A 16,861-nucleotide genomic window follows, 5' to 3' on the forward strand; every position below is an offset into this window, starting at 1 on the left:
GGTTTGAAGCGGTTTAAAGCGGTTTGAAGCGATGTGAAACGTCGTTACGGCGCTTTAGAAGCGATGCTGGATGCCCGCCGTCACGCCGACCTGCGTATCGGCTGCGCCCGTCAGGTCGCGCGAAAGACTGACCTTCTGGCCGTGCTTCGCGAAGGCATAGCCACCGGACAGATACAGCGCGGTGCGCTTGGACATCGCATATTGCGCACGCAGGGAGATGAGCGTCGGATCGGCGTCGCTCGCGTCCTTGATGTCCTGATGGTAGATCGCGCCATACAGCGTGAACGCTGGTGTGAAGTCGTACGATGCGCCGAGCCAGTACATGTCGCTGCGCAGCGACGCGGTGCCTGCGGTCACGAACGTCTTCTTGTAGTTGCGATACCCGGCCATCACCTTGGCCCCGCCGAAGCGATAACTCGCACCCGCGTGAATCCCCTGAATGTAGTTCGTCGTGTCGGCCGGCGTCACGCTGTTGCCCGCGCCGTTTTGACGGTCGTACGTTGCGACGACGGCGAACGGACCGTTCTCGTAGCCAATGGCGAAGTCGTACTTCGACGACGTCTTCATGCTGTCGGCCACATTGCCGAAGCCATACATCGCGCCGAGCTTCAGACCGTTGAACTCGCCGTCGTAGCGCACGGCGTTGGCCGAGCGGGAGAACAGGCCGTCCTTGCGTCCGCCGGTGGCAGTAGCACTCGTTGCCCACGAGTAGTTCGGCGCGTAACCCATCGGGTCGAACTGGAGCATGTAGTCGTACGTCGTGGTGAACGTGCGGCCGAGTGTGAACTGGCCCCACTTCTTGTGCGACAGGCCGACGGTGGCGCGGCGGTCGAAGATCGCGCCGGGGCCGTCGTCGAACTGGCCGTTCACGACGTTGATGCCGCTCTCGAGGTTGAACACGGCCTTGAGATCGCCGCCGAGATCTTCCGTGCCCTTGAAGCCGAAGCGCGATGTGTTCTTGCCGCCCGAGACCGCACGCATTGCACCGCCGTTATCGGCAGCGTGATTCACATACTCGACACCGGCGTCGACGATCCCGTAAATCGTCACGTTCGATTGGGCGTGCGCCTGAGCGGCCAGTGCGCCCACAGCGATCAGCGCGGCACGCGCCATACTGCTTCGTTTCATTGTTGTCTCCTCTCTTCTCTTTCTCGTGGTGTTGCGCGGGAGAGCGCCCGCGCGTCGCATGAAAGGCGTGGCTACGTCTCCCTTAGCCGTTCGATTGCGCAAACGCCCAGCAGTCGTTCGCAGGAAATTCCACCCAGTGATTGCCGGGTTCGCGCGGGACGTGACCGAATGCGCGGAAGCGCAACGTGCCGCAATGGAACAGGTACTCCCAGCGGTCGCCGAGATACATCGACGTGACGAGCTGCGCGTTCACACGGTTATGGCCCGGGCCGTCGGCGACCTGCACGCGTTCCAGACGGATGACTGCCTGCGCGTCCTGCCCCGGGGCGAGCGTGTCGCGTGCGCGCGCTTGCAGTGCGAAGCCGTCGCCCGCGAGCGTGACGAGATCGCCGTCGACGGTGCTGACCTTTGCGTCGATCCGGTTATTGCTCCCCATGAATTCCGCCGTGTAGAGCGAGCGCGGCGAGCCGTAGAGTTCCGCCGGTGTGCCCTCCTGCTCGATGCGGCCGTTGCGCAGCAGCAGAATGCGGTCCGACATCGCCATGGCTTCGGTCTGATCGTGCGTGACGCACAGTGCCGACAAACCCAGCGACACGATCAGCTCGCGCAGCCACGCACGGGCTTCTTCGCGCAGCTTGGCGTCGAGGTTCGAGAGCGGCTCGTCGAGCAGAATGACGGGCGGGTTGTAGACGAGCGCACGCGCAATGGCGACACGCTGCTGCTGACCACCCGAGAGCTGGAACGGGAAGCGTTCGGCGAGATGACCGAGGCCCAGTTGGTCGAGGGCGTTCTGCACCCGCTCCCGACGCTCCGCAGCGCCCACTTTGCGCAGCTTCAGCCCGTAGCCGACGTTGTCCGCCACGGTGCGGTGCGGCCACAGCGCGTACGACTGGAACACCAGACCGAGCGAGCGTTGCTCGACCGGGCAATCGACGTCTTTGGCGCCGTCGAAGAAGACCTGATCGTCGAGCGCGATGCGGCCCTGCGACGGTTGTTCGAGACCGGCCACGGCACGCAGCAAGGTGGTCTTGCCGCTGCCCGAAGCGCCCAGCAGACACACGACTTCACCGGCTTTGAGTTCGAACGACACACCCTTGAGGATGGGGTTGGTGCCGTAGCTCAGAAAGAGGTTGTCGACGATGAGCTTATCCATGCAATTTGACTCCGAAGCGCAACGCCACGCCCAGACCGGCGCCGACCATCGCGATGTTGATGACAGAGAGCGCGGCGACCTGATCGACCGCGCCGGTCGCCCACAGCGACACGAGCAGCGAGCCGATGACTTCCGTACCCGGTGAGAGCAGGTAGACGGCTGTCGAGTATTCGCGCTCGAAAATCATGAAGATGAGCAGCCACGCAGCCAGCAGGCCGAAGCGCACCAGCGGCAGCGTGACGTCGAGGCTCACGCGGCTGCGCGTGCCGCCGACACTGCGCCCGGCTTCTTCCAGCTCGGGGCCGACTTGCAGCAGCGCGCTCTGGATGAGGCGCATGCCATAGGCGAGCCACACCACCGTGTAAGCCACCCAGATGCTCCACATCGAGTTCTTCAGTTCGCGCAGTCCCGGCACGAACAGGAAGATCCACAGGAACGCGAGACCGGCGAGCAGGCCCGGCACGGCGCGTGGCAGCAGTACGAGGTAGTCGAGCAACTTCGCGGCCCAGTCGTTGCGGCGATGACCGGCAAAGGCGACGAGCGAGTAGAAGCCCACGGCCAGCGCGCCGCCGATCACGCCGATGCCCAGCGTGTTGAGAATGGCGCGCACGAGGTTGTCCTGCTCGAACAGCTCGGTGAAGTTCGCGAGCGTGAGCACTTCGCCGAGCGCGACGCCTTCGCCCCAGTGCGTGACGAACGAGCGCAGCACGATGCCGGAAATCGGCACGAATACCGTCACGATCAGCCACGCGGCCACGATGGCCAGCGCGACCCAGCGCCAGATGCCCAGCGGCAACACCGTCTGACGCCCCGCCTTGCCCTTGACCGTGACGAACTTGTTAGCGCGCTTGAGTAGGTGCCGCTGCAACAGCACCAGCGGGAAGGTGATGGCCACGATGCACATCGCTACCGCCGCCATCAGGTGATACGACGGCACGCCGAGCTTGTTGGTCAGCTTGTAGAGGTAGGTGGCCAGCACCAGATGGCCCTCGGGATCGCCGAGCACCAGCGGCAGACCGAAGACTTCGAAACCGAGGAAGAACACGAGCACGCCAGCGAACAGCAGCGCAGGCATGGTCATCGGCAGGCTCACGTCGAGCGCCACGCGGAACGGGCGGGCACCGGCCACGCGAGCGGCTTCTTCGACGTCGGAGCCGAGATTACGCAGCGCGGCTGACGAGTACAGGTAGACGTGCGGCACGTGCGTGAGGCCCACGATCACGGTGATCGCGAAAATCGAGTAGACCGACCACGGGGCGTCGAAGCCCGTCAGTTCGCGGAACCACACCGAGTAGAAGCCAACGGGACCGGCCGCCACCACGTAACCGAACGCGAGCACCATCGGCGAGACGAACACCGGCGTGAGCAGCAGCGGTTCGAGCCAGCGTCGGCCGGGCAAGTCGGTGCGCACCATCAGGAAGGCGAGAATGCCGCCGAACGGGATCGAGATGAACAGCATCCCGAACGCGATGATGAAAGAGTTCTTCACGGCCGACCAGAAGTCGGGATCGGTGAAGATGAAGCGGTAGCCGTCGATGCCGAACGTGCGGCTGGCGTCGAAGAACGGTGCGGAGAGCAGGCTCTGCAGCACGATGAACGACAGGGGCAGCAACACCGCAATCGTGAGCACGGCGATGACGAGCCAGCGCGAAGTGGCCGCGAGTGCGCGCCAGGGGGGCGCTACGTGAGGGGCGGCACCCGCCGGCGGACGGCCAGCAGGGGCCGCTGCGCGGTTGGCAGTAGAGGACGACAGCATGAGGGTCTCCCTGCACCCCGCAGGGCGCATATCGAGAAAGGCTTGGGGAGAGGCGGGCCGCGCGTTACGTCGTCAGCAGACGAGGTGAGGGCGCGGCCGCCGGACTTGAGGCCTGGGGCTTAGAAAAACTGAGGGCGGATGCGGTGGCTGATCAACGCTTGATCGACTGCTGCCAGCGCTTGAGGAATTCAAGACGCTTCGACTGATCCAGATAGACGAGCAGACCCGCGCCGATGGGGATTGGCTTGAGCGCGGCACCGAGCTGCTGCGTGAGGTTCGCCATCGAGGTTTCACCGTCGACGTCTGCGCGGATCGAGAACAGGTTGGCCTGATTGGCGAGCAGCGTCTGACCACGCTTGGAGAGCAGATAGTCGACCCACAGCTTGGCGGCGTTCGGGTTCTTCGACTGCTTCGAGATCGTCACGAGACGGCTCACGACCTGCGTGTAGTCGCGCGGATAGACGTAGCCGATGGACGGATCCTTCTTCGCCTTGGCGAACGCATACGAGCCGAGAATGTTGTAGCCGATCAGGTTTTCACCAGACGAGATGCGCTCCATCATCGCGCCCGTGCTCGATTGCAGCTTCGGGTTGAGCGCGCCCATCGCGCCGACGAGTTCCCACGTCACTTCCGGGTTCACGCGCGCATCCTGCGTCAGATAGTTGAAGCCCACACCCGACTTTTCGATGTCGTAGGTCGTGACCTTGCCTTTGAACTTCGCAGCATTCGTCTGGAGCAGCTTGATAAGCTCCATGCGCGTTTGCGGCACTTCGCCTGCAGGCAACAGACGCTTGTTGTAGACGATGGCGAGCGGCTCGTACGTCGTGCCGTAGGCCTGCTTCTGGTACTGCGCCCATTGCGGAATGTGGGCGGCTTCGGGCGATTCGTAGCTCGCCATCGTGCCGTCGTTCACGAGCTTGACCTGGAGGTCCATCGCGGAGCTCCAGAGCACGTCGGCGCTGGTGCTGTGCGCGGCGTACTCGCTGATGTAGCGGTTGTACAGCTCCGTGCTGTTCATGTCGTTGTACTCGACCTTGATGCCGTACATCGACTCGAAGTCCTTGATGAGCGGGCGCACCAGCGCGGTGTCCGTCACCGAATAGACGATCAGCTTGCCTTCCTTCTTCGCGCCGTCGATGGTGGCCTGATAGTTCGCCGGATAACCGGCGGGCACCTGAGCGTGGGCGGCCGGGAGCGCTGCCGTGAAGAGCGCTGCACCGAGCGTCGTCATCGCGAGCAGGGTGCGGGGCATTGTCGTTTGCTTCATGTCATCCTCCGGAAGACCCCTTGCAAGGGGTTTGTCGTTTTCGCGTGGCGCATGTTAATTTGCCGAAACTTTCAATTCGCTTTCGATTTCGTGTCGAATCCGGCCTGAGCCCCGATTTTCGGGTCATGGATTTCCCTAGTTCTCATGCGCATCCTGCTTGTCGAAGACAATCCGAGTCTGGCCAAATCGCTCTCCGAAGCGCTGACGCAGGCGAACTTCGCCGTCGATTGCATGCACGACGGCGAAGCGGCCGATCACGTGCTGCGCACGCAGGAATACTCGCTCGTGATTCTCGATCTGGGGCTGCCGCGACTGGACGGGCTCGAGATCCTGCGCCGACTGCGTGCACGCCGCAATGGCGTGCCCGTGCTGATCCTCACCGCACACGGCTCGCTCGAAGACCGCGTGAAGGGCCTCAATCTCGGGGCCGACGATTATCTTTCAAAACCGTTCGAACTCGATGAATTGGAAGCACGGGCGCGTGCGTTGATCCGTCGTTCTCAACATCACGAAAGTGCGGATGTGACATGTGGGCCGCTCGTGTTCGACGGCGTGGAGCGCAGTTTCCGGCTGGATGGCGAGTTGCTTGCGCTGACCAAACGTGAGCGCGCCGTGCTCGAAGTGCTGATCTTGCGCGGCGGGCGTGCCATCAACAAGGAAGCGCTGTCGGAGAAACTCTTCGGTATCGACGAGTCCGTGAATCCGGACGCCATCGAGATCTACGTCTACCGTCTTCGCAAGAAGCTCGAAGGCAGCCGCGTGGCGATCGTCACGTTGCGCGGGCTGGGGTATCTGCTGGAAGAGAAGGCCGATCCTGCGCCGCCTGCACCTTCCGTCGACTGACATCGGACGTTCCGTTACCTCATGCCGCAACCGAATCTTCGTCGTCAACTGGCGCTCTGGCTGCTGTTCCCGTTGCTGGGACTGCTCGCGCTCGACACCTGGCTGACGTATCAGCGTGCGATGAGTGCGGCCAACTCGGCGTTCGACCGCTCGCTGGAGTTCTCGATCAAGTCGATTCGCGAAGGCACGCAACTGATCGACGGCGAGGTGCAGGTCAATCTGCCGTATCTCGCGCTGGAGATGTTCGAGTCGGATCGTGGCGGCAAGATCTACTATGTGATTCGTGAGGGCGGCGACGGCGTGCAGGGCGGCGATAACGACGGCCGTGCCGTTACGGGCTATCACGACCTGCCGTTGCCGCCCGCGAGCGTCACGCCGGAGCCTTATCACACAGCCTTCTACGACGCGACGTACCGCGGTGAGACGCTGCGCATGGGGGCCCTTCAGTTGCCGGTGCACGACGTGCCGAACGCGAAGACGCGCGTTGTGTGGATCGTCGTCGGCGAGACGACCGAGGCGCGTCACGAGCTTGCCCGCCAGATTCTGACCGGTGCGCTTCAGCAGGAAGTGCTGCTGGTAGTGCTGGCGCTCGCGATTGTGTGGCTCGGGGTGACGCGCGGCCTGCGTCCGCTCAACCGGCTCTCGGCCAAGGTCGCCGCGCGTGGGGAGGACGACACGACGCCGCTCGAGAACGTCGATCTGCCGACCGAGGTCAAGCCGCTCGTCGAGTCCATCAACCAGTACGTGGGACGGGTGGGGCGGATGCAGGCGTCGCGTCAGCGTTTCTTTGCGGACGCCGCCCATCAGTTGAAGACGCCGCTGGCGATCATCCAGGCAGAGTCCGAGCTGACGCTGCGCGAATCGTTGAGTGCACAGGCGCGTGAGCGCGTCGAGCGCCTCAACCAGGCGGTGAAGCAGGCGGCGAAGAGTGTGCGGCAGTTGCTCTCGCTGTCGCGTCTGGAGGCGGAGGACGGCCCACCCGTGGCGATGGTGCCGACCCGGCTCGACGAGGCGGCACGCAGCGTGACGCTTGACTGGTCACCTGTGGCGCGCTCGCGCGGGATCGATCTCGGCTTCGAGCACGATGGCGCAGTGACGGTACTGGCGCAACGTGAGTTGCTCGGCGAGTTGTGCGGCAACCTGATCGACAACGCCATTCGCTATGCCGGGGACGGCGCGATGATCACCGTGCGTACGCGGCGCGGCGGGCAGACGGGCCGCGTGGACGGTGCGGACGTCGCAATCGTTGCGGACGCGACGAATGGCGCGCACGACAACCTCGACGGGCCGATGCTTCAAGTGGTCGACAACGGACCCGGCATTCCGGCGCACGAGCGCGACGCCGTGTTCGAGCGCTTCTATCGTCGCGAGTCCGCAGCGCTCACCCAATCCACCGCCGATGGCTCCGGTCTCGGGCTTGCCATCGTCAAGGAAATCGCGCGCAAACATCATGCCGTCGTGACGCTTGGCGAAGCCCCGGGGGGCGGTCTGGAAGTCACCGTCAGGTTCCCGGCAAACGAGGCTGTCTAGCTGTCGAAGGATGAAGTTTCCTCGTTATGCATTTTTGTGGGAAGGATATTCCATGAAACTGCATAACGACGGGTAATTCTGCAAGCCTTTTCCCCGTTCTCGCGCGTACGATCGATGCACTCTTTTTTGGCGGGGGCCGATCATGCGCGAGAACGACACACTTCACTACTTCGATTACGCTGCGACAACGCCAGCGGACGCCTCCGTCATCGCGGCGATGGCCGACTGTCTGGGCATCGACGGCGTTTTCGGTAATCCAGCGTCCAGTTCCCATTCCGCAGGGGTGAGCGCCCGCCGTCTCGTGGAACGCTCGCGTTCGCAGGTCGCGTCGCTGATCGGCGCGGATGCGGCCGAGATCGTCTGGACGTCCGGCGCGACCGAGTCGAACAATCTCGCGCTCAAGGGCTATGCCGAGTTGGGGCAGGCGCGTCCGCATCTGATCACCAGCGTACTGGAGCACAAGGCCATTCTCGATACGATGGCGTGTCTGGAAAAGCGCGGTGTGCCCGTCACCTATGTGAAGCCCTCGGCGACCGGCGAGATCACCGCCGACATCGTGGCGGCGGCGCTGCGTCCGGATACGGGGCTGGTATCGGTCATGCTCGTGAACAACGAACTGGGGACGCTGACCGACGTTGCATCCATCGCGAAGGTCGTGCATGCCGCAGGCGCGCTGTTCCACGTGGACGCCGCGCAGGCGCTCGGCAAGACCCCCATCGACGTGAAGGCTATGGGCATCGACATGCTGTCGATGTCGGCCCACAAGGTGTATGGCCCGAAGGGCATCGGTGCCCTGTATGTGAGCAAAGACGCGATGTCGCGCATCGCGCCGCAGATGCATGGTGGCGGCCACGAGCGCGGCCTTCGCTCCGGCACGCTGGCGACGCATCAGATCGTTGGCATGGGCACGGCGTGCGAGTTGGCGATGCAAAACATGACGGTCGACACCCATCGTATCGAAGCGCTTAGCCAGCGTCTGCTCGACGGTGTGCGGGTGCTCGATGGCGTGGTGCTCAACGCCGCGAACGCTCGTCGCATTCCCCATACGCTCAGTCTGACGATTCGCCACCCTGGATTCTTCACGTTCATGCTCAACGGCAATCTCGCGGTGTCGTCGACGTCGGCGTGCAATTCGGCCTCGGGGCAACCGTCGCACGTGCTGAGCGCGATCGGGCTGGACAGCGAAGCGGCGAGCCGCACCGTGCGTCTGAGTCTTGGGCGGTTTACTTCCGAGGCGTCCGTCGATTTTGCGATTGCGTGCTTCGAGCGCGTGGTTTGCCAGTGCCGTGCGCTGGCGGCGTAACATCTTTGGGGGCATCGCGGTCAGCGCCGTCGGTGCCCAGCGCGGCAACTTCCTGCTGCAACCATTCGCGAAACGCCGCGAGACGCGGTAGCGTGGCGCACTCTGCGCGATACACCACGTAATACGCGAGCGGCGACGAACAATCGACCTCGGGGTAGAGTCGTACCAGACGATTCGCCATCAGGTCGTCGCGCACGAGCACGCTGCGCGCGAGCGCAACGCCGTGCCCGTCGACCGCCGCTTGCAATACGGCCGCCGAGTTGTTGATCTTCAGTCCGGCGCGCGTCTCCAGCGAGGGGAGTCCTGCACGCTCAAACCACGTCGGCCATGTCACGTAGCCGGTACTCCGGTCGACGGATAGGTCGTGAATCAGCGTCATTCCCTTCAGTCCCTCAGGCGTCTTCAACGCCGGATGCGCACACAATAGCGATGGTGCGCAGACCGGAAACACCGCCTCGTCCATCAACTTCTCCGCTACGAGTCCCGGCCAATGGCCGAGTCCGTAGCGCACGCCGATATCGATGCCTTGTGCGACGAAATCCACCGGCTTGAGGTTGGTGTCGAGTCGCACGTCGGTGTCGGGCCAGGCGGTCTGGAACCGGTCGATGCGAGGCAAGAGCCACTTCGCAGCGAAGGCTGGGCTGACCGCAACGGTCGGCACGCCGACGGTCGAGCCTTCGCGCAACTTGGCGAATCCCAGATTCAGACGGTCGAAGCCGTCGCGCAGATCGGGCAACGCGCGCTGAGCGGCCTGTGTCGGCACCAGTCGCGCACGCCCCGACGCGCTGCGCTCGAAGAGCGGCACGCCGAGCCACGCTTCGAGACTGCGGACCATCTGGCCGACGGCCGCTGGCGTCACGTTCAGTTCGCCCGCAGCGGCGGAAAAGCTCTGGTGCCGCGCGCTGGCTTCGAACGCGCGCAAGGCGTTCAGGAATACGGGCGCTTTCATGCGAGTCCCTATGAGAAAGATTTTCTTTCGATGCGACGCAGAATAACTGATTTGTGAAGCGGTTGCCCGAGGCGAACAATGCAGTCATCGAAGGACGGCATTGTTCGCACACGATGTGGATTACGCAACCGTCCGGCGACACCTCAACGTTTCTCCGGAGTCAGCAAATGCATAGTTTTTCTTCCAAGGTTGCCATCGTGACGGGTGGCGGTTCGGGCATCGGTAAGGAAGTGGCGACGCGACTCGTCGCTGCCGGTGCGAAGGTCGTCATCGGCGGGCGCGACGAAGCCAAGCTCAAGTCGGCCGCTGCTCAGATCGATGCGAGTGGTGCGAACGTGCGCTATCTGGCGGGCGACATCGCGCGTCCGGAGACGGCTCAGGCGCTGGTGGGTCTGGCTGCGTCGGCCTTCGGCGGTGTGGACATTCTCGTGAACAACGCTGGCGTATTCCGCCCAAAGGCGTTCCTCTCTCTGACCGAAGCCGATTACGACGGCTTCCTCGACATCATCCTCAAAGGCAAGTTCTTCATGGCACAGGCGGCGGCCAAAGCCATGTCGGTGCGGGGTGGCGGCGCGATCGTGCAGACGGGGTCGCTGTGGGCGTTGCAGGCGATCGGTGCGACACCGTCCTCGGCCTACTCGGCCGCGAACGCCGGGGTGCATGCGCTCACGCGCAACCTCGCCATCGAGCTTGCGCCGTTGAGCATCCGCATCAATACGGTCGCGCCCGGCGTTGTCGAAACGCCGGTCTATAACACCTTCATGAGCGACGACGAAGTGAAGGCGACCCTGCCCGCGTTCAACGCGTTTCATCCGCTCGGCCGCAACGGACAGCCGCGCGATGTGGCGGAAGCCATCCTGTTTCTCGCTTCCGACGCGGCGTCATGGATCACTGGCACGGTGCTGCCGGTGGACGGCGGCGTGATGGCCGGTCGTCACGCGTAACTATCGTCAGGAGGATGGCAATGAAGCTCGAAGGCAAAACGGCGCTGATCACCGGCGCAACCAGTGGCATCGGTCTCGCGACGGCGCGGTTGTTCGTGGAGGAGGGCGCGCACGTTGCCATCGTGGGACGCGACGCCGCCAAGCTCGACGCCGTTCGCGCCGAACTCGGCGAGCGTATCGTCGCGATTCAGGCGGATGTGCGCAACGTCGACGATCTTCAGCGCATGCAGGATGTCGTCAAACAGACGTTCGGTGCGCTGGACGTCTTCTTTGCCAACGCGGGCGTCGCTTTCTCGACACCGCTCGATGGCACGACGCCTGCGCAGTACGACACGCTCATGGACATCAACGTGAAAGGCGTCTTCCTCTCGATGCAGGCGGTGACGCCCGTATTGCGCGATGGTGCGTCGGTGATTCTGAACACATCATGGCTGAATCGGGTCGGCACGCCGGGCTTGTCGTTGCTCTCGGCGTCGAAGGCGGCCGTGCGGTCGTTGGCGCGGACATGGTCGAGCGAACTGCTGTCGCGAAGGATTCGGGTGAACGCTGTGAGTCCCGGTGCGACGGATACGCCGATTCACGCGCGCGCGGGTGCCTCGGCGGAACAGGTCGCGCAGGCAAAGCAGAAGATTGCATCGCGTATTCCCGTGGGCCATCTTGGCGCACCGGAAGATATCGCCCGGGCGGCGCTGTTTCTGGCGAGCGACGATTCGCGCTACATGCTGGGTGCCGAAATCGTGGTGGACGGCGGATTCTCGACGCTGTAGACCTTGCGACAGGCAGGTTGGGGGGCGAGGAGAGGCAGGGAAGGAGGCAAGGAAGCTTGATCCATCGCAAGTTGACGAATATTCAACGCATGGGATCCGGGGAGTGCATTTCGCCGTCTTGTATTATGCTTTGAACGACTTGCGATATTGCTGACTCTTATTCTCTCCCTCTCCCCACCCACCTTCATGTCGGAGGTAATTATGAGCAAAGAGAAAGACCGTCTGGACACCGGCTCGACGACCGGCGCCGGTGCACCGGCGGCAAGCGACCGAAACACGCTTTCGGTCGGAGCGGATGGCCCGCTTCTGTTGCACGACGTTCATTTCCTCGAACAGATGGCGCACTTCAATCGGGAGAAGGTCCCCGAGCGCCAGCCGCACGCCAAGGGCGCAGGTGCCTTCGGCATTTTCGAAACCACGGAAGATGTGAGCCGTTACACCAAGGCGTCGCTGTTCAAGAAGGGCGCGAAGGTCGACATGCTCGCGCGTTTCTCCACGGTCGCGGGCGAAGCCGGTAGTCCCGATACCTGGCGCGATGTGCGCGGTTTCTCCCTCAGGTTCTATACCGACGAAGGCAATTACGACCTCGTTGGCAACAACACCCCGGTCTTCTTTGTCCGCGACCCGATGAAGTTTCCTCACTTCATTCGCAGCCAGAAGCGTCTGCCGGACTCGGGCCTGCGCGACAACCATATGCAGTGGGATTTCTGGACGAACAATCCGGAGTCCGCGCATCAGGTGACCTATCTGATGGGCGACCGTGGTTTGCCGCGCACCTGGCGTCACATGAACGGATATGGTTCGCATACCTACATGTGGGTCAACGCCAGCGGCGAGAAATTCTGGGTCAAGTACCACTTCCACACGCAGCAGGGCATGGAGTTCTTCTCCAACGCCGAAGCAGCGACCATGTCCGGTCAGGACGCCGATTTCCACCGTCGCGATCTGTTCGACGCCATTGCGCGTGGCGAAAACCCGAGCTGGATCCTGTCGGTGCAGGTCATGCCGTACGCGGACGCGAAGCAGTACCGCTTCAATCCGTTCGATCTGACGAAGACGTGGTCGCACAAGGACTATCCGCTGATCAAGGTGGGCAAGATGACGCTCAACCGCAATCCGGAGAACTTCTTCGCGCAAATCGAGCAAGCGGCGTTCTCGCCGGGTAACACCGTGCCGGGTATCGGTCTGTCCCCGGACAAGATGCTGCTCGGCCGTGCGTTCGCGTACAACGACGCCCAGCGCAATCGCATCGGTACCAACTTCCACCAACTGCCGGTGAACCGTCCGAAGGTGCCGGTGAAGACGTATATGTTCGACGGTCACATGGCTTTTGAGCATAGCGGCAACGCCCCGGTGTATGTGCCCAACAGCGGTGGACGTCCGTATGCCGATCAGACCGGTCCGGCCGAAGACGGCTGGGAATCCGACGGCGCTATGGTCCGCAGTGCCTACACACTGCACAAGGACGATGACGACTTCTCGCAACCGGGCGATCTCGTACGCAACGTATTCGACGAAGCGTCCCGTACGCGTCTCGTCGAAACCGTCTCCGGCGCCCTGCTCGGCGGTGTCCGCAGTCCGGTACTGGAGCGCGCGTTCGACTACTGGAAGCAGGTCGATCCGGATGTCGGTGCACGCATTGAGAAGGCGGTGAAGGCTGCGAAGAAGTAAGCTCGAGTAAGCGCGTGGATTGGCGCGAGACGTCGGCGCGCTAATCCCAATGACGCATTTGCGGCGGGCGACGATGCTCTGCAAAGTGCCCGCCGTTTTCATGCGTGAAAGGTTTCACGTCCAGCGTAGTAATGCCCTCCAGAATCCGGCGCGCAGTCGGTGTATTTCGCAGACGTTCGCGCATCGTGCTGTCGATGTTGCCGATAATCTCTGCCGCACAAGTCCCGCCTTCTCGCATGGCTCGTTCCGGGTCATAGCTCCCCATCAGACTCAGATACTCAGTGGCTTGGTTGCCAAAGACCGCTCTAAATATCTCCTGCGTTTCGAAGAGCATGATGAAGACGGTCGGGGCGGCGATGACGACCTCGAATTGTTCCTCCGCCGCGTTAAGCGTCAGCACGTCTCGAATGCGATCCTCCTGATCGTCAAACACGTTCGGGTGTGTCGAATGAACATTGTGAATCACGAGCGTTTGAAGCTGTCGTCGATAAATGATGTCGCGCGCCATCGAAGGGACGTCGCTCAGTGCACTTGGGCAATAAAATTGTGACGATTCGACAAGCGCTTCGGGCATCCACGCCTGAAGAAAAGCAATCGCGTCGTTGTTCGGACAAATGATGCTGCGAATTTCCATATGAATCTCCTTAGTCTGCGCAGCTCATGCAATGTGCGCCTTCCTCCATGCATGCGCGGTATTTGCGTTTGAGTCCCTGCGCGAAATCTCGCTGGCTTATGCAATATTCAATGTCGTCGCCGGTCCGGCAGAGAATGGTTGGCCGATTCTAGGGGCGAGGGCGGGGGAAAAGCGGCAAGCGGTCGATTTATCGGAATCCGCCGATCGGGTTCGGCATTTCGTCCCAAAAAATGTCACTTATTGTGAGTGGGCGCGGTTCCTGATAGCATCACAACTGCTGCACGGAGATGGCATTCCTCCGGCGTTCGTTTCGCAAACCGCCCCGCAATGGGGCTGATGATGCCTGCAAGATCCTGGCGTGCCGGGAGGTTGCGGGCTATGCGAACGAGCGTTTTTCTCGTTCCTCTGAAGTCGCATTCCGCAGACCGTTCCCCTTCGCGTGCAGGCCATGTGTCGACGACGTTGTTCGTCCCTGTTTGAACCTGTGAAGATGTTCCGCGATTCTCCTTTGTGGTCTTCCCTGCGCGATCTGTTCGGCGTATTGCCGCGTGCTGCCCATGCGAGTGCGCTCGCAGCACTCGTCGGCGTGATGGCGGGCAGCGCATCTGCGCTGTTCCTTGTCGTGCTGGATCTCGCGACGAATACGCGCCTCGTACACCCCTGGCTGCTCTGGCTGCTGCCAGTCGCCGGATTCGCGGTCGGCTGGCTCTATCTGCGGCTCGGCGCGAGCGTCGAAGCAGGCAACAACCTGCTGATCGACGAGATTCACGATCCGCAGCGGGTCGTGCCGTTGCGCATGGCGCCGCTCGTGCTGTTCGGTACCGTGGTGACCCACCTCTTCGGTGGCTCAGCGGGACGCGAAGGCACGGCCGTGCAAATGGGCGGCGCGCTTGCCGATCAGTTGACGCATGTCTTCCGTTTGTCAGGCGAGCAACGCCGTGTGTTGTTGATGTCTGGGATCGCCGCAGGGTTCGCGTCGGTGTTCGGTACGCCCCTCGCGGGCGCGGTATTCGGTCTCGAAGTGCTCGCCATCGGTCGATTACGTTACGACGCTCTGCTCCCGTGCCTCGTCGCTGCCCTCGTCGGCGACGCGGTGACCCGCGCGTGGGGCGTACACCATACCGTCTACACGATTGCGTCGGCGGCGTTCGCGCCTTCGATCACGCTCGCAGGTGCCTTCAGTGCCGCCGCGGCCGGTGTGCTTTGCGGACTGGTCGGCATGGCATTCGCACAGGCGACGCATGCCACGTCAGCCTTCATGAAGGGGCGTATCGCGTACGCGCCACTGCGTCCGTTTGCAGGCGGTCTGCTGGTGGCTGTGGCGGCCACGTTGCTAGGGACGCCGCAGTACCTCGGCCTCGGTATCCCAACCATCGTTGACGCCTTCCATACGTCGCTGCCGTGGTACGACTTTCTCGGCAAGACGATCTTCACGGTAATCACGCTCGGAACAGGATTCAAGGGCGGTGAGGTGACGCCGCTGTTCTATATCGGCGCGACGATGGGCAATGCGCTGTCCCATGTGCTGCTGCTCCCAGCGGCAGTACTCGCAGGCATCGGCTTCGTCGCGGTATTCGCGGGGGCGGCGAATACGCCCATTGCGTCGACGTTGATGGCGATCGAGATTTTCGGTCCGGAGATCGGAGGCTACGCAGCTATCGCTTGTGTGCTTGCGTATCTGTGTTCCGGGCACACGGGCATCTATCGTGCACAGCGTGTGGGCCACAGCAAACATGGAGAAGTGCCCCAAGGCATGCGGCTCGCGGATCTTCCGGTGTGGCGCAAGGCATTCAGAGCGAATCCTTCATCGTCTGGCAAGGCACGTCGTCCTTAAGTATGCAGGCGAGCCAGATCGGCGAGGGCACGTTGAAACGCTGATGCGTTTTTCATCCCCTGATCTTCGTGATTGGTATTGAAGAGCACGTGCGTGTCGTCGGCGAGCGCGGCGATCCGTTCGACGCGTGCGGAAATGTCGATCAGCTCACTCGCGCTGTACTCGTAGACGAAGCGACCCGATGACGCTGTGATGCCCCGGCGGTTCCACGCGGCGGCATTGCGCCCGTGCAGACGCACGACGCACAGGTCGTCGCGCGTCGTGGCCCACACGGCGGGCACGCAGTTGTCGAATCCGGCCGGGGAGTCGACGATGGTGTGCGCTGCCCCTGTCTCGCGCAGCATGGCTAGCGTGGCTGCCTCGCGCGAGGGCGTATCGAACCAGCTACGGTGACGAAATTCGATGGCGTGACGCTCCCCGTCCAGACGTCGCGCGGTCTCGAAGACGAGGGCACGTCCGGCGCGGTCGTTCTGCACTCTTGGTGAGAACTGGAAGTGGATGGCCGTCAGTTGCCCGCTTTGGCGCAACGGCTCGACGGCTTCGAGATAGCGTCGCCACAACTCGTCACGCAACTCGACCGGTATGTCGGTGGCGGCAATTTGCGCGCTTTCCGACGACGCGCGGTGGTGCTGCGCTTCATGTGACGGTAATGCCTGCGCGATATCGGATGGCAACGCGGCGAGCGGCGTGTTGTGCCCGGTGAAGGCGCGAAACGCCTTGATGTGAAAGCGAAAGGCGGGGGGCGTGCGCTGCGTCCATCGCCAGGCGATGTCGGCATCGGGCAACCGGTAGTAACTGCTGTCGACCTCGACCAGATCGAACTTCGACGCGTAATGGCGCAGGCGCGCGGCCGGTGTATCGACGCCCGGCGGGTAGAACCGTCCGCACGCGATGAGCGTGGGGTCGGTCCAGGACGACGTGCCGGTGCGGATGGTCATAAGGGCCGTAGGCGGGGGGTGGGCTGTCTAGGCGGGTGACAGCGAGGATTCATCCGAATTTCGCAAGGGGCTCGATGGGCGTAAAACCCATCGTTATAATGTATAAATATACAGTACTCTTTGAGCGTACCTAACCCGTTTTCC

13 protein-coding genes, 1 pseudogene and 1 riboswitch are annotated in these 16,861 nt (G+C 62.8%); of the genes and pseudogenes, 7 read left to right on the forward strand and 7 right to left on the reverse strand.

Annotation, left to right across the window (positions count from 1 at the left end):
* Positions 1 to 54: 54 nt before the first annotated feature.
* From ACIQWO_RS11585 to ACIQWO_RS11600, 4 genes are all read right to left on the reverse strand, one after another.
* Complete coding sequence (locus ACIQWO_RS11585) at positions 55 to 1,128, reverse strand: porin (protein WP_402823468.1); 1,074 nt, start codon at positions 1,126 to 1,128, stop codon at positions 55 to 57.
* Between the two features lie 82 nt (positions 1,129 to 1,210).
* On the reverse strand, positions 1,211 to 2,281 hold the full coding sequence (locus ACIQWO_RS11590; protein ID WP_402823471.1) for an ABC transporter ATP-binding protein: 1,071 nt from the start codon (positions 2,279 to 2,281) through the stop codon (positions 1,211 to 1,213).
* On the reverse strand, positions 2,274 to 4,037 hold the full coding sequence (locus ACIQWO_RS11595; protein WP_402823474.1) for an ABC transporter permease: 1,764 nt from the start codon (positions 4,035 to 4,037) through the stop codon (positions 2,274 to 2,276). Before ACIQWO_RS11595 ends, ACIQWO_RS11590 begins: the two co-directional genes overlap by 8 nt.
* Positions 4,038 to 4,188: 151 nt before the next feature.
* A complete protein-coding gene (locus ACIQWO_RS11600) occupies positions 4,189 to 5,268 on the reverse strand; it encodes an ABC transporter substrate-binding protein (protein ID WP_402823944.1) in 1,080 nt (359 codons plus the stop codon).
* Between the two features lie 180 nt (positions 5,269 to 5,448).
* Here ACIQWO_RS11600 and ACIQWO_RS11605 point away from each other — a divergent pair, with 180 nt between their 5' ends.
* The 3 genes and pseudogenes from ACIQWO_RS11605 to ACIQWO_RS11615 form a co-directional block, all read left to right on the forward strand.
* Positions 5,449 to 6,147, forward strand: a complete 699-nt coding sequence (locus tag ACIQWO_RS11605; protein WP_402823477.1) for a response regulator — start codon at positions 5,449 to 5,451, stop codon at positions 6,145 to 6,147.
* A gap of 21 nt (positions 6,148 to 6,168) precedes the next feature.
* Positions 6,169 to 7,677: a sensor histidine kinase N-terminal domain-containing protein gene (locus ACIQWO_RS11610; protein ID WP_402823480.1), complete on the forward strand. Its 1,509-nt coding sequence runs from the start codon at positions 6,169 to 6,171 to the stop codon at positions 7,675 to 7,677.
* Between the two features lie 142 nt (positions 7,678 to 7,819).
* Positions 7,820 to 8,977 (forward strand): annotated as a pseudogene (locus ACIQWO_RS11615) (cysteine desulfurase family protein); the annotation flags it as partial.
* Here the strand turns inward: ACIQWO_RS11615 and gcvA are convergent.
* Positions 8,901 to 9,929 carry a transcriptional regulator GcvA gene (gene gcvA, locus ACIQWO_RS11620; RefSeq protein WP_402823483.1) on the reverse strand — a complete coding sequence of 343 codons (1,029 nt, stop codon included), beginning with the start codon at positions 9,927 to 9,929 and terminating at the stop codon, positions 8,901 to 8,903. The pseudogene ACIQWO_RS11615 and the gene gcvA overlap by 77 nt on opposite strands.
* A gap of 167 nt (positions 9,930 to 10,096) precedes the next feature.
* Between gcvA and ACIQWO_RS11625 the strand changes: the two genes are divergently transcribed.
* The 3 genes from ACIQWO_RS11625 (at position 10,097) to ACIQWO_RS11635 (ending at position 13,311) form a co-directional block, all read left to right on the forward strand.
* Positions 10,097 to 10,873 carry an SDR family NAD(P)-dependent oxidoreductase gene (locus ACIQWO_RS11625; RefSeq protein ID WP_402823486.1) on the forward strand — a complete coding sequence of 259 codons (777 nt, stop codon included), beginning with the start codon at positions 10,097 to 10,099 and terminating at the stop codon, positions 10,871 to 10,873.
* Positions 10,874 to 10,893: 20 nt separating this feature from the next.
* Entirely contained in the window at positions 10,894 to 11,640 is a 747-nt protein-coding gene (locus ACIQWO_RS11630) for an SDR family oxidoreductase (RefSeq protein ID WP_402823489.1), read from the forward strand.
* Positions 11,641 to 11,841: 201 nt separating this feature from the next.
* Positions 11,842 to 13,311 carry a catalase gene (locus ACIQWO_RS11635; RefSeq protein ID WP_402823492.1) on the forward strand — a complete coding sequence of 490 codons (1,470 nt, stop codon included), beginning with the start codon at positions 11,842 to 11,844 and terminating at the stop codon, positions 13,309 to 13,311.
* Between the two features lie 40 nt (positions 13,312 to 13,351).
* On the opposite strand, the gene ACIQWO_RS11640 is transcribed toward ACIQWO_RS11635, so the two are convergent.
* Positions 13,352 to 13,945 carry a hypothetical protein gene (locus ACIQWO_RS11640; protein WP_402823495.1) on the reverse strand — a complete coding sequence of 198 codons (594 nt, stop codon included), beginning with the start codon at positions 13,943 to 13,945 and terminating at the stop codon, positions 13,352 to 13,354.
* Between the two features lie 274 nt (positions 13,946 to 14,219).
* A riboswitch (Fluoride riboswitch) is annotated at positions 14,220 to 14,298 on the forward strand.
* Between the two features lie 167 nt (positions 14,299 to 14,465).
* Between ACIQWO_RS11640 and ACIQWO_RS11645 the strand changes: the two genes are divergently transcribed.
* Positions 14,466 to 15,779 (forward strand): voltage-gated chloride channel family protein, encoded by a 1,314-nt coding sequence (locus ACIQWO_RS11645; protein WP_402823947.1) that lies wholly within the window; start codon positions 14,466 to 14,468, stop codon positions 15,777 to 15,779.
* Here the strand turns inward: ACIQWO_RS11645 and ACIQWO_RS11650 are convergent.
* The gene (locus ACIQWO_RS11650) at positions 15,776 to 16,717 is read right to left on the reverse strand and encodes a DUF72 domain-containing protein (RefSeq protein WP_402823498.1); all 942 of its coding nucleotides are present in this window, start codon (positions 16,715 to 16,717) and stop codon (positions 15,776 to 15,778) included. The two genes, ACIQWO_RS11645 and ACIQWO_RS11650, sit on opposite strands and share 4 nt — an antisense overlap.
* Positions 16,718 to 16,861: the final 144 nt, after the last annotated feature.

Source organism: Pandoraea sp. NPDC090278 (genome assembly GCF_044772185.1).
Classification (GTDB): Bacteria; Pseudomonadota; Gammaproteobacteria; order Burkholderiales; family Burkholderiaceae; genus Pandoraea.

What these genes read in the sequence shown, in the direction of transcription:
- ACIQWO_RS11585 (WP_402823468.1), bottom strand. Translation starts at nt 1,128, where the DNA reads ATGAAACGAAGCAGTATGGCGCGTGCCGCGCTGATCGCTGTGGGCGCA.
- ACIQWO_RS11590 (WP_402823471.1), bottom strand. Translation starts at nt 2,281, where the DNA reads ATGGATAAGCTCATCGTCGACAACCTCTTTCTGAGCTACGGCACCAAC.
- ACIQWO_RS11595 (WP_402823474.1), bottom strand. Translation starts at nt 4,037, where the DNA reads ATGCTGTCGTCCTCTACTGCCAACCGCGCAGCGGCCCCTGCTGGCCGT.
- ACIQWO_RS11600 (WP_402823944.1), bottom strand. Translation starts at nt 5,268, where the DNA reads ATGACGACGCTCGGTGCAGCGCTCTTCACGGCAGCGCTCCCGGCCGCC.
- ACIQWO_RS11605 (WP_402823477.1), top strand. Translation starts at nt 5,449, where the DNA reads ATGCGCATCCTGCTTGTCGAAGACAATCCGAGTCTGGCCAAATCGCTC.
- ACIQWO_RS11610 (WP_402823480.1), top strand. Translation starts at nt 6,169, where the DNA reads ATGCCGCAACCGAATCTTCGTCGTCAACTGGCGCTCTGGCTGCTGTTC.
- gcvA (WP_402823483.1), bottom strand. Translation starts at nt 9,929, where the DNA reads ATGAAAGCGCCCGTATTCCTGAACGCCTTGCGCGCGTTCGAAGCCAGC.
- ACIQWO_RS11625 (WP_402823486.1), top strand. Translation starts at nt 10,097, where the DNA reads ATGCATAGTTTTTCTTCCAAGGTTGCCATCGTGACGGGTGGCGGTTCG.
- ACIQWO_RS11630 (WP_402823489.1), top strand. Translation starts at nt 10,894, where the DNA reads ATGAAGCTCGAAGGCAAAACGGCGCTGATCACCGGCGCAACCAGTGGC.
- ACIQWO_RS11635 (WP_402823492.1), top strand. Translation starts at nt 11,842, where the DNA reads ATGAGCAAAGAGAAAGACCGTCTGGACACCGGCTCGACGACCGGCGCC.
- ACIQWO_RS11640 (WP_402823495.1), bottom strand. Translation starts at nt 13,945, where the DNA reads ATGGAAATTCGCAGCATCATTTGTCCGAACAACGACGCGATTGCTTTT.
- ACIQWO_RS11650 (WP_402823498.1), bottom strand. Translation starts at nt 16,717, where the DNA reads ATGACCATCCGCACCGGCACGTCGTCCTGGACCGACCCCACGCTCATC.